The 13,590-nt window shown below is 50.6% G+C and carries 11 protein-coding genes; 10 read left to right on the forward strand and 1 reads right to left on the reverse strand.

Translation table 11 applies throughout. From position 1 onward, the window contains the following. Window positions 1-190: 190 nt before the first annotated feature. From rfbB to rfbA, 3 genes are all read left to right on the forward strand, one after another. Window positions 191-1,270 carry a dTDP-glucose 4,6-dehydratase gene (gene rfbB / locus ACZYGA_RS16225; protein ID WP_479399642.1) on the forward strand — a complete coding sequence of 360 codons (1,080 nt, stop codon included), beginning with the start codon at window positions 191-193 and terminating at the stop codon, window positions 1,268-1,270. Window positions 1,271-1,272: 2 nt separating this feature from the next. Then, window positions 1,273-2,166, forward strand: coding sequence for a dTDP-4-dehydrorhamnose reductase (rfbD, locus tag ACZYGA_RS16230; protein WP_479399644.1), 894 nt, complete (start codon window positions 1,273-1,275; stop codon window positions 2,164-2,166). Between the two features lie 109 nt (window positions 2,167-2,275). Continuing rightward, window positions 2,276-3,166 (forward strand): glucose-1-phosphate thymidylyltransferase RfbA, encoded by an 891-nt coding sequence (gene rfbA, locus ACZYGA_RS16235; RefSeq protein ID WP_479399645.1) that lies wholly within the window; start codon window positions 2,276-2,278, stop codon window positions 3,164-3,166. Window positions 3,167-3,512: 346 nt separating this feature from the next. On the opposite strand, the gene ACZYGA_RS16240 is transcribed toward rfbA, so the two are convergent. Beyond that, window positions 3,513-4,648 (reverse strand): IS3 family transposase gene (locus ACZYGA_RS16240; protein ID WP_479399647.1). Its coding sequence is split into 2 segments (ribosomal slippage): window positions 3,513-4,390 and window positions 4,390-4,648, totalling 1,137 coding nucleotides; the frame shifts between segments, so codons are not numbered across the junction. 179 nt (window positions 4,649-4,827) lie between these two features. On the opposite strand from ACZYGA_RS16240, the gene rfbC reads away from it, so the two are divergent. The 7 genes from rfbC to ACZYGA_RS16275 all read left to right on the forward strand — a co-directional run bounded on the left by rfbC (window position 4,828) and on the right by ACZYGA_RS16275 (window position 13,320). Then, entirely contained in the window at window positions 4,828-5,376 is a 549-nt protein-coding gene (rfbC, locus tag ACZYGA_RS16245) for a dTDP-4-dehydrorhamnose 3,5-epimerase (RefSeq protein ID WP_479399649.1), read from the forward strand. A gap of 63 nt (window positions 5,377-5,439) precedes the next feature. Next, window positions 5,440-6,483, forward strand: a complete 1,044-nt coding sequence (locus ACZYGA_RS16250; protein ID WP_479399650.1) for a hypothetical protein — start codon at window positions 5,440-5,442, stop codon at window positions 6,481-6,483. 12 nt (window positions 6,484-6,495) lie between these two features. Next, entirely contained in the window at window positions 6,496-8,421 is a 1,926-nt protein-coding gene (locus tag ACZYGA_RS16255) for a rhamnan synthesis F family protein (protein WP_479399652.1), read from the forward strand. A 2-nt stretch (window positions 8,422-8,423) separates the two neighbouring features. After that, complete coding sequence (locus tag ACZYGA_RS16260) at window positions 8,424-9,410, forward strand: hypothetical protein (RefSeq protein ID WP_479399654.1); 987 nt, start codon at window positions 8,424-8,426, stop codon at window positions 9,408-9,410. Further along, window positions 9,407-10,564 carry a hypothetical protein gene (locus tag ACZYGA_RS16265; RefSeq protein ID WP_479399656.1) on the forward strand — a complete coding sequence of 386 codons (1,158 nt, stop codon included), beginning with the start codon at window positions 9,407-9,409 and terminating at the stop codon, window positions 10,562-10,564. The genes ACZYGA_RS16260 and ACZYGA_RS16265 overlap by 4 nt, the downstream gene beginning before the upstream one ends. Continuing rightward, the gene (locus tag ACZYGA_RS16270; RefSeq protein ID WP_479399658.1) at window positions 10,561-11,565 is read left to right on the forward strand and encodes a glycosyltransferase family 2 protein; all 1,005 of its coding nucleotides are present in this window, start codon (window positions 10,561-10,563) and stop codon (window positions 11,563-11,565) included. The genes ACZYGA_RS16265 and ACZYGA_RS16270 overlap by 4 nt, the downstream gene beginning before the upstream one ends. A 339-nt stretch (window positions 11,566-11,904) precedes the next feature. Beyond that, window positions 11,905-13,320: a hypothetical protein gene (locus ACZYGA_RS16275; RefSeq protein ID WP_479399660.1), complete on the forward strand. Its 1,416-nt coding sequence runs from the start codon at window positions 11,905-11,907 to the stop codon at window positions 13,318-13,320. Window positions 13,321-13,590 lie beyond the last annotated feature (270 nt).

Consider the following 13,590-nt stretch of genomic DNA (forward strand, 5'->3'; position numbering starts at 1 on the left):
AATTTTTTATTGTGTTGTGGCAGAATAATTAATGATTTAAGTAGGTAGCGCTCACTAGGCAAGCTCGTTACCGGTGTGGTGGCCCGTAAATTGCTAGGGAAGAGAGAAGTCATACTTCGCTCATCTACCTGACCTTGATGGGGCTCGGGGCGGCGGTAGCGTGCTCATTCATAATTTATAGGCAAAATTCATGTGTAAAACATTCCTTGTGACCGGCGGTGCCGGCTTCATCGGCTCCGCGGTTGTCCGTGAACTGATTCGCTCCACACAACATACTGTCATCAACCTCGATGCGCTGACCTACGCCGGTAACCTCGAATCTTTGGAGGAGATTGCGGATTCTGAGCGCTATCACTTCGTACAGGCCGATATCTGCGATGGCGAAAAGATGAAGGCTGTCTTCGCAGAATTCCAGCCGGATATCGTGATGCACCTGGCGGCCGAGAGCCACGTGGATCGCTCCATTGATGGCCCGGCGGATTTCATCGAGACCAATATCGTTGGCACCTATCAGCTGTTGGAAGCGGCGCGTCAATATTGGAAGAGCTTGAAGGAGTCTGATGCCGAGAAGGCCGCTGGCTTCCGTTTCCACCACATCTCCACCGATGAGGTGTATGGCGATCTGGAAGGGCCAGAAGATCTCTTCACCGAGATGACCCCGTATGCGCCGAGTTCACCGTACTCTGCGAGCAAGGCAAGTTCGGATCATCTTGTGCGTGCCTGGCAGCGTACCTATGGCTTGCCGACGTTGGTGACCAACTGCTCCAACAATTATGGGCCGTACCACTTCCCCGAGAAACTCATCCCGCTGATGATCCTGAATGCTCTGGCGGGCAAGGCGCTGCCGGTGTATGGCGATGGCAAGCAGGTACGTGACTGGCTGTACGTGGAAGATCATGCCCGTGCGCTGATCAAGGTCGCTACCGAAGGGGAAATCGCCGAGACGTATAACATCGGCGGCCATAACGAGAAGCAGAACATCGAAGTCGTCAAGACACTGTGTGCACTGCTGGAAGAGCTGGTACCCGAGAAGCCCGCTGGCATTGCCAAGTACGAGGACCTCATCAGCTACGTGACGGATCGCCCCGGTCACGATGTGCGCTATGCCATCGATGCCGCCAAGATCGAACGCGAGCTGGGCTGGGTGCCACAGGAAACCTTCGAGACAGGCCTGCGCAAGACGGTCGAGTGGTATCTGGCCAATGAGAGTTGGTGGCAGCGCGTGCAGGATGGCAGCTACCGTGGTGAACGTCTGGGTACCGGGAGCTGATGATGACGACTTCCGATCGCTTTGGTCGCATTCTGATTCTGGGTGGCAATGGCCAGGTCGGCTTTGAATTACAACGCAGCTTCGCTCCCTTCGGTGAGGTGCATGCACCGCGCCGCAGCGACGTCGATGCCAGTGATCTTGACGCTGTCGCCGCACTGATTGACACCTGGCAGCCCCAGTTGATCCTCAATGCGGCGGCCTGGACGGCTGTCGACAAGGCAGAAGAGGAGCGCGAGGGCGCCATGCGTCTCAATGCCGAGCTGCCGGCGTTGCTGGCAGAAAAGGCCAGCGCGCTGGGCGCGACACTGGTGCATTACTCCTCGGACTATGTCTATCCCGGTGATGGTGACCAGGCCTGGCGCGAAGATAGCCCGACGGCGCCGCTGTCAGTCTATGGGGAAAGCAAGCTGGCAGGCGATGAGGCGGTACTGGCGAGTGATTGCCGTCATCTAGTATTCCGTACCAGTTGGGTCTATGCCGCACGCGGCAACAACTTCATGAAGACGATGCTCAAGCTGGGGAGCGAGCGTGGCAGCCTCAACATCGTCAATGACCAGGTCGGCGCACCGACACCGGCGCGTCTGATCGCGCAGCTCACCTGTGAGGCACTGCGTCAGCAGATAGCCAGTGGCCTGTATCACCTGGCCCCGCAGGGCACCACCAGCTGGCATGGTTTCGCCCAGTCCATCTTCCGTCAGGCCATTGAGCAGGGCGAAACCCTGGCGATCGACCCACAGACACTTGGCGGCATCCCGACGGCAGAGTACCCGACGCCTGCGACACGCCCTCTGAATTCGCGGCTTGCACTTGAAAAACTGGAGTCAGCTCTCGGCATCGTACTGCCTGACTGGCAGTCTCAACTAGCGCTGACGCTTCAGGAACATCTGGATCGCTGAGGCCGGAGTGTCTGTAACATTGCTGGATCATTCTCAGCGTGTGGCAATCCGCGGCACTTGATCTTCTCTAAATAGAACGCTACACGTCGCTACGACAAGGAATTTTGATATGGCGCGCAAGGGCATCATTCTCGCCGGCGGTTCCGGTACACGACTGCATCCGATAACTCGCGGTGTTTCCAAGCAACTATTGCCGATCTATGACAAGCCGATGATCTTTTATCCGGTCTCTGTCCTGATGCTGGCCGGTATCCGCGAGATCCTGGTCATCTCCACTCCGGAAGACCTGCCGCAATATGAAAAGCTGCTGGGCAATGGTGAGCAGTACGGCGTGCGCTTCGAATATGCTGTGCAGCCGAGCCCGGATGGCCTGGCGCAGGCCTTCATCATCGGTGAGGAATTCATCGGTGATGATTCCGTCTGCCTAGTGCTGGGTGACAACATCTTCCACGGTCAGCACTTTTCTGATCAGTTGAAGCGTGCGGCGGACCAGCCGGGCGGCGCCACGGTCTTCGGCTATCTGGTGCAGGACCCAGAGCGCTTCGGTGTCGTGGAGTTCAATGAGTCCGGCAAGGCGATGTCCATCGAGGAGAAGCCGCTGAAGCCCAAGTCACCGTATGCCGTGACTGGCCTCTACTTCTACGACAATGATGTGGTCGAGATTGCCAAGACCGTCAAGCCGTCCGAGCGTGGCGAGCTAGAAATCACCAGCATCAACAATGCTTACCTAGAACGTGGTGACCTGCGTGTCGAGCGCCTGGGCCGTGGCTTCGCCTGGCTGGATACCGGCACCCATGACAGCCTGTTGGAAGCTGGCCAGTACGTGCAGACCATCGAGCACCGCCAGGGCTTGAAGGTGGCGTGCCTGGAAGAGATTTCATGGGCCAATGGCTGGATCACCGACGAGCAGCTTGAGGAGCAGGGCACGGCACTCAAGAAGACCGGCTACGGCCAGTACCTGCTTAAGCGTCTGGATGACAAGCTCCGCGGCAATCAGTGATACGGCGATCGATGACACAGCCTCAATGACATGCCCTGCAATGACATGTCCTGCAATGAAAGTCCATGATGAGCTGTGTCATGCCTTTGGTACGAATTGGCTAAAGGCAATGCTAATGTAGCCAAGCTCCCGCAGTCGTCCCGACCATGACGACGGCTGCGGGAATTTTTATAGCAGGCGGCGATGTGTTTCTTGGAGAGCAGCGAGGTGATGGTATGGACCATTTTCTTCATCGCTGTGTTTTGCGAGGCAACCCTGACAGTGATGATGCTGCCCTACTGAAGTGGACCCCATCCTTTGGACCACCTGACGGGTCGTCTAAGCTCGGATCAGGTCATCATCGGCGTCAGGCCGCCTGGGTCAGTGGTTGAGAGAAGTACACTTCATCAGGTATAGCATCGTCCAGCCCTTGGTGGGGCCGCTCCGTGTTGTACCAAGCGAAGTAACACTTCAGATCCCTTCGCAAGTGGGCGCCACTCTCGAAAGCCTTCAGGTAAACGCACTCGTACTTCACGCTGCGCCAGAGTCGTTCCACGAAAATGTTGTCCTGATAGCATCCCTTGCCATCCATGCTTATCCGGACATCATGGGCTTCCAGCACTTCGGTGAACGCCTGGCTGGTAAACTGACAGCCTTGATCTGTATTGAATATCTCGGGCTTTCCATAGCGCGCCAAGGCTTCCTCCAAAGCATCGATACAGAAGTCCGTATCCAGGGTGTTGGAGACCCGCCAGGCCAGCACGCGACGGCTGTGCCAGTCCATGATGGCCACCAGGTACATGAACCCGCGCGCCAAGGGAATGTATGTGATATCGGTCGCCCACACTTGATTGGGGCGGTCGATGACCCGCCCCCGCAGCAAGTAAGGATAGATCCGATGCCCCACGCCCGGCCGGCTGGTGCATGGCTTTGGATAAATAGCCTGTAGGCCCATCTCGCGCATCAATCGCTGAACGCGCTTGCGGTTCACCGCGTATCCCTGGCGATTGAGATGGGCTGACATCCGTCGTGAGCCATAGACCGGTGTGCGCAGATGCTCCGCGTCGATCAGACGCATTAACTCCAGGTCATAGGCCCCTAGCGCCTTGCGCTGATAGTACATTGAGGAGCGACTGATACCGAGTAGCTGGCACTGACGCCGGAGGCTGATGTCGGGCGCCTGCGGCTCGACCAGTGCCACGCGCTGGGCCCGGCTCAACGACCGAGCCCGCGTGACAAAAAATCCCGTTCCACCGTCAGCTTGCCGATCTCGCGGTAGAGCGTATCGATCTCCTCCTGGGTCTTCTGAGCGGTTTTACCGGAACTCTTGCTCTCGAAGACGCCGGTGGCATTGTCCAGCAGTTCGCGTTTCCACTGACTCACCATGGTGGGGTGGATCTCGAAGCGGGCCGCGATCTCCGACGTGGTCTGCTCTCCCTTGAGGGCGGCGAGGGCTACCTTGGCTTTGAACTCACTGCTGTACTGTCGACGTTTCCTGCTCATGATCAAGCTCTCCTGGTCGGTCTGATCAGAGCTTAGCGCCTGGTCCGAATTCCGGGGACCACTTCACTACACAAGGCCGCTTGGCAAGATGAGGTTTGGTGAAAGATGGTTGACGAGCAAAGAGATTGAGACATCTTGCTGCCAACGTTATTTCTCCCCCGACACGGAGCAATTCTTGCATGAATTTTGAAAAACTCTCCATCCCGGATGTTGTGCTGCTGACCCCGCAAAAATTCGGTGACGAGCGCGGCTTCTTCATGGAGACCTTTCGCCAGAGCGAATTCGTCGAACACTGTGGTGATTACACCTTCGTGCAGGACAACCACAGCAAATCCCGTCAGGGTATTCTGCGTGGCCTTCACTACCAGCTGAACCAGCCCCAGGGCAAGCTGGTGCGTGTCACCCAGGGGGAAGTCTTCGATGTGGCCGTGGACATGCGCAAGAGCAGCCCGACGTTCGGTCAGTGGGTCGGCGCCCATCTGAGCGAAGACAACCAGCAGATGCTGTGGGTGCCGCCTGGATTCGCCCATGGCTTCTATGTCATCACCGAATCCGCGGAATTCCAGTACAAGTGCACGGATTATTATGCCCCGGGGGATGAGTACTCACTGAAATGGAATGACGCCAGCGTCGGGGTCGAATGGCCGTTGGTGAATGGCGAAGTGCCGCTGCTCTCTGGCAAGGATGAAGCTGGTGAATCTTTCGAGTCAGCCGCTGTTTTTGAATGACATGAACAGCATTATGCCAGTCAGAAAAATCTCCAGCTCGTAAGCTAATGGATTGGTGAAAAGATGAAGAATACGCGTCAGGCACTCAGGGAATTCGGTGCCAGTTTCATGGGGCCTGCCTTCCTGGTGTATGCAAAGGCAGTGGAAGCGCAAGGTGCGGGACGTGTACCGGTATGTCTGGCCCGTGAGGGCTGGTGCTTCGAGCGTCTTCTGACGCAGCTGCAGGCACGCAACCTGGTGACATTTGAGCACTCACCACGGTATCTCAAGGTCTCTCGTACGTTGCTGTTCCGGGCCAATCTCGGGGAAGCCTTCCTCTGGCCCCTGGCGCTTGGCAATGATTTTGAAGGCGGCATGCTGGACCTGATGCGCAAGCGTTTCGGCTTGCAGATGCATGAGTCCTTCAGCGTACTGCCAGTCGAACTGCTGCAGATGCACGTCAAGCTCCCTGAGCAGCAGGAAGATGTCGTCACATGGCTGACACCGCATCTCGAGAGATTGAAGACGTTGGTCGCACCGACACGACAGGGCGTGATGGCCTATCTGACGGCGCTGGGTCTGACTGAAGGGGCTGCGCCGGTCATGCTGGATCTGGGTTACTCCGGCACGATCCAGAAGCTACTGACCCGCATGCTCCAGCGCGAGACCTTCGGTCTCTACTATGTGGCGACCAAGCCTGGCAAGTCCTTGCAGGGCGGGACGACAGCCAATCTCGCCGGTGTCTTCCGGGAAGGCGTCAGCTGGGGCGAGGGTTATCAGATGCTGGATCGCTCGTTGCTGTTCGAATCGTTGATGACGGCGCCGCATGGACAGGTGGTGGATGTCCGTCAGGACAGCGATGGTGGCTTCGAATTCTGCTATGGCCGCCAAGCGGCGACACAGCGTCACTTCCAGGACATGCAGGAAGTCTTCGATGGCGCCATCGAGCAGGTGGCTGAGTGGTTGGCTGCGGGGGTCAGCTTCACGCCGGAGGAGGTCGAGCAGATGTATGAAAACTTCGCGACACGACAGGGCGCCATTCCGCAATGCGCGTGGCACCTGTTCTTCGTCGACGATGACTTTTCGGGCAATGGCATCTTGAACCCGTTGGTCCTTTTCAACATCTGATCGAGAGCTTTTATGAAACTCTTCAATGTCTTTTCCAAACGCAACTCCGTGTCGCTTTCAAAGGCGCAACTGAGTGAATTCGAGCAAGCCGAAGCCTTGGGCCTGTTCGATGCCAGCTGGTATCAGCAGCGTTATGGCCAAAAATTCTCCTCGCCGGCACATGCCTTCAAGGACTATCTCCACAAGTCACGCTTCGCGCCGATTCACCCTTCACCGGCATTCGATGGGGAAAGCTACCATCGGATGTACATGGATGTGTTCTATGACCAACAGAGCCCGCTGTTCCATTATCTGAAAAATGGCAAGCAGGAGGGGCGCCAGCATGTGCCCCTGACGCCGCGTTGGGTGCCTCAGACGCGCATGCCTCTGGATACCACGCTCACCGAGACGGCCAGCCAGTTGAAGATGGCGGTGTGTCTGCACGTCTTCTATGAGGATTTCATCGAGCGTTTCGCCCAGGCACTGGATGATATGCCCATCCAGGTGGATGTGTTGCTGACTCTTGCCAAGGGCGTGAACGAAGCACATGCACGCAAGATGTTCGAGAAGCATGCGTGCGTCAAGCGGGTAGAAATTCGGCATGTGCCCAATCGTGGGCGCAACTTCGGCCCCTTGCTGGTCGAGTTTGGCGATGTATTGCAGCAGTACGACCTGTTCTGCCACCTGCATTCCAAGAAGTCTCTGTATTCCGGTCGTGAGCAGACTCAGTGGGCCGATTACCTCACTGAATTCCTGCTGAGTGACAAATCCGTCGTCAAGCGTGCCCTCAATGCCTTCGCTCAGGACGAGACACTCGGTGTCTATTACCCGACGACATTCTGGATGATGCCTAGCTGGGTGAATCACCAGACCATGAACAAGGCTTTCATGCGGGAATGGCAGCAGGCGCTGGATATCGAGCACGTCAGCGACTTCCTGAGCTATCCCGCGGGTGGCATGTTCTGGGCCCGCCCGCAGGCGCTTGAGGGCATCATCGGCAAGGGCTGGAAGTATGAAGATTTCCCCGAGGAACCCCTGCCCAACGATGGCTCCAAGCTGCATGCGCTGGAACGTATTCTCGGCGCTCAGGCCGAGAGTCTCGGGTATCGGCAGTTCTTCTATTACCCGTCCGGTGGGGAGTTCACGGTAGACCAGAGTTACATAACCGCGAGTTATCACGGCTCCATCGAGCAGCACATGCCGGCCATCCAGGCGCATCAGATCATCAGCTTCGATGTCTTTGATACGCTGGTGCGTCGCGAGTTCACCGTGCCGGACTATGCCAAGCTCAAGCTGGGCAAGTGGCTGGTGGGTCAGGGGATCGCCACCTCTGCCCATGATTTCGTGAAGACGCGCAATGAGGCTGAATTCACGCTTCGCAAGCGTGCCAGCTTCCAGGGCGATATTAGCATCGACGCCATTTATGACGAACTGGCAGATGTGTACAAGGTCACCAAGGGTGTCGCGCAGGGATGGATGAAGCGTGAATTCGAGCTGGATCTCGCGATGATCCAGCCCAAGGACGAGATGGTGGAACTATTCAATCATCTCGGGTCTACAGGTTATGTACTGTGGGTCATCTCTGATACCTACTATACGCGTGACCAGGTGGGCCTGATGCTGCGCAAGGCCGGTATCTCGGCGGCATATCGTCTGATGGTGTCCAGCGAGGAAGGCAAGCGCAAGGACAGTGGCACCATGTGGGCGATGGTCAAGGAGGACCTGGCTCGTGAGGAGGGACGGCGCCATCTGCATATCGGTGACAATGTCGTGGCCGATGCACAGCGCCCAGGCGACATGGGCTTGGCGACCTTCCATATTCTTCATCCGATGGACAAGTGGCGCGCCCTCGGAATGCCGGACGTCCTGAGGGGCGATGAGGCACTTGATGAAGCCCAGATTCTGAAATGGGGCACTCTGGTAAGCCAGATCGGCCGTAACCCGTTTATTGGTGAATGAAAATGCAAAATTTGATCCTACACATGGGCCCTCATAAAACAGGGTCGACTTATTTACAGAAATGTTTTCATGAGAAATCTCAGGTATTAAGTCAGTCAAATATCATTTATCCTAAAAATTACTATCTCTTTTATGGGCATCATTATTTGTTGAACGCATTAAATGGCCAAGATGATGTTGAGGACGTAAAAAGCACGCTTTTAAAAAATGCTGTTGAATATAAAAATGTGTTACTTTCAAGCGAAAACTTTATATCTTTAAGCAAGTATGGCCTTGAAAAGCTGCTTAAAATATCCGAAGGAATGAAGGTGACGCTTATATATTATATTAGGCGTCCTTCCCTAAGGCTATTATCGCGCTGGCAAGAAGAAATAAAACACGGAGGCTTGGATTCAGTAGATAGCTATTTTACAGCACACCTATTCAAGCCAATGCAAAGCCCAGAAGTCAATAACTTTAAACATATAAATTTAGCTTTGAGTATATTTGGTAGGGAAGCTGTAAAAATTATTGACTATGATACTGCTAATGATTCAAATGAAATGCTTAGGACTTTTTTTAAAGCACTTGATCTTGAGCCTGTAATTAAAGACGAAGTGCAAGTTATAAATAAAATGGTTGACCTCTCTGAAATTGAAGTCATCAGATACCTTAATCATCGTGCGAAGAGTGAGAACATTCTCTTTGGTAGTAATGTTAGAGAAATTTATTTTCGTAACAGGGATGAGAATATTCGACTAATTGAAAATATTGTCTCGAAAGTTAAAGAGTACAATAGGAGTATTGAGCTTGGGGATACAGGATTCGACAAGAACGTATATAATATTATGACTGGGCAGCATGCTGACTTGTTGGTTAATGAACCAAGCAATCCTAAACGAGTATCCAAAGAGGTACCATCTACCAATTGGCTACTGAACCCTCAGATAGTAAACGATGTAGAAAAATTGTCTAATATTATACTGTCACCATTAAGGGGGAAGAAGTGAGTTCACTCTATTTGCATGTTGGTCATGGCAAAACAGGCTCTAGTTATCTGCAGTCTATATTAGCTGGATCTCAGGAGAATTTTAAGCGATTAGATATAGTGTATCCATTAAATAATGGTGCTTCTAGAGCAATGCAGGGCAAAGTAACATCGGGTAATGGAAATCTGTTGTCGCATTATGATTTCTCTAACAATCACAATAAAAATTCTAGGTTTTTGTTTAGTAGTGAGGTTCTTTTTCATGATTTCATCTCAAGTAAAGGCAACGATCTTGTTAAGAAAATTAATAATCTGAAGTTCTCTGAGGTTGAAATATTATTATTCATTAGAGATCCGTTTGACCATGCTTCTTCTAGCTATCAACAAAGCATCAAAAGGGGGGGGAGTACTAAGACTATCAATGAGTTTTTGGAAAGCTATTCTCACCCAGCTTTAGTTAAACAGTTTATAAAACAGTCGCGAAATATAAATAATTGCAAACTTACTATAAAAAATTATAGTAGATGCAAAGACGATATAGACCATGTTTTGTGCGATTGGATGGAAGTTAGTACTAAGAGCTTAGTTTATCCTGAGAATAAAAAAGTCAATCGTTCACTGACAAAATCTGAATTATACCTTCAGAGAGAATTCAATAAATATTTAGGTGCGTCAGGTGATCTGATCTCTGATCCATTGTGCGATGAATTACCTAATATTGAGTCAGATAAGTTCTTTGGGACTCAAGCCATGCAAGCTAGAGTTATCGATAGGTTGTCTGAGGATATAATATTTGTCAACGATTCAGTTCATAGCCACAAAGATAAATATTCAGTTTATGTTGACGAAGACTCATTAGACTTTTCTGAATACAGTCATTTCAATAATGCACAACTTTCGGTTGTCAGCAAAGCATTATCTCATAAAATCATCAGGTTTGATCCTCGACCATTGACAGATATGGAGCATAAAAAATTTGCTAAATCTATCAAAAATAAACTTTCTGTTGACCCAGCTAATGTTTTGCGTGATATTGCATTATCTTTAGAAAGCATTAATAAATTAGAAATGGCTAATTTTTTTATGGCGGAAGCGAGTCGTATAAGACCTACTGGCAAGTTAATAAAGCAAAAGCTAACTGATTATCGTAATAAAATTGATGAAGGTGTTAAATGAAAACAAGAATCTGTGCAATAGCTAAAGATGAAGGGGCTTATATAGCTGACTGGATATTTCATCATATTTATTTTGGTTTTGATGAGCTGCATATTTACTTAAATAGGACAACAGATTTATCTGAAAAAATCTTACGTTCTATAATGTGCTCTTATCCTAAAGTAACTTATGAGAAACTGGATTGGATCGATAACTGTCCTCCTGAAATGAGAAAACGTTTACAAGTCTTGGCATATGGAAAAGATTTGGAAGCAGCAAAATCTAATGATATTGATTGGTGGATGTGTTTAGACATCGATGAATTTTGGGTCCCGAGGGATTTCAAAACAACAATTAAAAACTATGTGCGATTGCTTCCTTTAGATCGGCCAATATGTTTTTTATGGCATAATGTACTTGGTGAGCCTGTGTCTTTTAAGCCGCTATCGCCTGATTCAAGCTATATTATTACGCCACAAATTAAAACAATAACCCCAATAAAATCCGTTGATATAGAGTTTGTGCGTATTCATAAACCTAAATACTCAAAAAACGTTTCGCCCATAAATGCTGATGGTCATACTATGAAGTTTAGTGAAGCTGTAGACCAGAGAGCAGATCCTTCAATGAGATCAGTTTGTGGCGCATATATAGCTCACCAAATGTACCGATCTGAAGCAGAATATTTAGCTACTACGATTCGTGGTAGGCCTAGTGAAAAAAAGACCTTAAAGACAAATCGCCCGGGGTACAAGGCTAAAGATTACGATTCGAATCATGATTCATTTGCATGGCCAAAGTTATCATATGATTCTTACGTGAACGCAAAGAATGATTTTTATCGGAATATTGGTATTGATGAGATTGTTTCGATTGAGAAGAACAATGTGCAATTAAATAGTAGGAGAGTTATAGATGTCGTTAAGAGAGTTTTAGATGACGAGAATAAAGATAATATATTGAAAGCGTTGTCGGGTACACAGCTTTACACTAAAGTAGAGAAGCTGATTGAGAGACTATGATAGCTAATTCCAGTATAAGCTCTTAGTATAGTAATCTGGTTCATCATCCCCCCCCGCTGGATACTATGGGTTTTGAGATGAATATACGGCCTCGGTAATGCTTTAACTTAAATGGCCTATCGAGTGATAAATAAGCTATTTTAAAGCACAATGAAGTCCTCTTTTTACTCAATAGAGCGGGGGGCATAGAGCCTGAATTAACCTTTTTGAGATAGTATTGAGATTCAATGGTTTTAAATAATATTAGTTTTGGTGTGATGATGGTAATATTACTAAATATTTATTTGGGCGTTTAGTTTATAACCCCTGTAGCGTGTTATATTTATTTTGAGCCTAATGATGCATATTATCAAAAATTTAATGGTAAAAAATCGTGTATACTTTAGCCGTAATGCTGGGGATATGAGAATTTTCCTGCATATTGGTTCACCGAAGGCTGGGTCATCCGCCTTGCAGAGCTTCATGTTGAGTTCGCGCAAGGTACTCGAGAAACATGGCTTCTATTACCCGGAACACGGCATCGACAAGAATGGGGTATCCGGGGGGCATGGGCAATTGGGCGGCGCCCTGCGCGAGGGAGATCTCGAGGGCGCTAAGGCGTTGCTGGACAAGTGGCTGGCTCACGCACACAAGAAGGGCTTGAAGCTAGTGCTTTCCTCGGAGTCTTTCTTCAACCAGGCCCAGGCGCTTCATACCTTGTTGCATAAGCATGCCCAGCTGACCCCGGATGACATTCGTGTCGTTGCTTTCGTGCGTGCGCCGATCGATTACCTGATGGGCAATCACAATCAGGGCATCAAGCGTCATGGTGAAACGTGGCGTCTGTCCAATCATCTGGCACCCGTGATGCGCAACGGTAAACCCAGACTTGTGGGGATGCCATTGCTCCAGTGGGCAGATGCTTTCGGTGATGATAACTGCCGCTTCTTGACTTACCAGAAGCCGGGCGCAGATCAGCCTCAGATTGAGGCAGTATTTCTTGAAGAACTTGGTATGCCAGCTTCTGAGTTTGCGCCATTGCTTCCAGAGCGCAAGATTACCAACCGCAGTTATGTACGTTCTGCGCTTGAGCTCAAGCGCATCCTGAATACGGTACTGGGCAAGTTGCCGCCCGAGATTGGGCATGAAATCGACTGGGCCTTGCAGGGTTACTCTGACCTACATCCTGAGGAAGGTTCGCTGGGAAGTCAGGACATCCCCGAACCGTTGTATAAAGAGATCAATGATATGTTCCTAGCTGCAATGGAACCTGTCATGCAGCGCTTCCCATCATTGGACCGAGATATACTTTTTCCTCCTCGGGGAAAGAAAAGAGCGCGTACGTCTGAATTATGCAGCCCTTATCGTCCCTTGGTATACCTTGAGGCGCAATGTCCCAAGGAGTTGGACGCTATCAAGAAGGAAGCTTATTCACAATATGAGAGTGGCCGTCAAGGCTATGCCTTCCTGAAACTTCTGGACCTCTTGGGCCTTGATTTTGAGGAACCAACTGCCCCGATAAGTTTGAATGCGCGCGCGCGTGGCATTATCGCCAGTAGCAAAATGAAAGAAGCCGACCGCCTTCGAGAACTGGGCGCTTATTTTGAACAACAGGGCTTGCTGGATGATGCATTGCTGCTGCTTCAAAAGGCACTGGAGATCCGACCCGGGGGAGAAGGCATCAAGAGGATGCAACGACGTATCACAGATAAGAAATCGGTCTTGAGGCAGGTAAATTTTTACAATACTTCCTGTGATGATATCACTGCACACTGAAGTCCCCTCATCAGATGATGATGCAGTCTTTGACTTTGCCCAATGTAGAGGGGAGAGTTATGCTGTATGGTCGCCCGACTTCAATTGCCTCTGTCATCTTTTACCTTTAATGGAAGAAAGTTTTGCTGACACCACCGTTTCTTGAGGGATCACAGCTCCAGTCCTCCGCTGCTAGAGCCCCTACCTTTCTTTCACTATCTCTGCATATTCGCGTACCGCGTTATCTGCGAATAGTCAGTGATCTAGTACCTCTTGATAATGGAGAGTGGC

The sequence above is a fragment of the Cobetia sp. BL01 genome (assembly GCF_056493605.1).

Coding starts and splice junctions, on each gene's coding strand:
- rfbB (WP_479399642.1), top strand. CDS start 191: ATGTGTAAAACATTCCTTGTGACCGGCGGTGCCGGCTTCATCGGCTCC.
- rfbD (WP_479399644.1), top strand. CDS start 1,273: ATGACGACTTCCGATCGCTTTGGTCGCATTCTGATTCTGGGTGGCAAT.
- rfbA (WP_479399645.1), top strand. CDS start 2,276: ATGGCGCGCAAGGGCATCATTCTCGCCGGCGGTTCCGGTACACGACTG.
- rfbC (WP_479399649.1), top strand. CDS start 4,828: ATGAATTTTGAAAAACTCTCCATCCCGGATGTTGTGCTGCTGACCCCG.
- ACZYGA_RS16250 (WP_479399650.1), top strand. CDS start 5,440: ATGAAGAATACGCGTCAGGCACTCAGGGAATTCGGTGCCAGTTTCATG.
- ACZYGA_RS16255 (WP_479399652.1), top strand. CDS start 6,496: ATGAAACTCTTCAATGTCTTTTCCAAACGCAACTCCGTGTCGCTTTCA.
- ACZYGA_RS16260 (WP_479399654.1), top strand. CDS start 8,424: ATGCAAAATTTGATCCTACACATGGGCCCTCATAAAACAGGGTCGACT.
- ACZYGA_RS16270 (WP_479399658.1), top strand. CDS start 10,561: ATGAAAACAAGAATCTGTGCAATAGCTAAAGATGAAGGGGCTTATATA.
- ACZYGA_RS16275 (WP_479399660.1), top strand. CDS start 11,905: ATGCATATTATCAAAAATTTAATGGTAAAAAATCGTGTATACTTTAGC.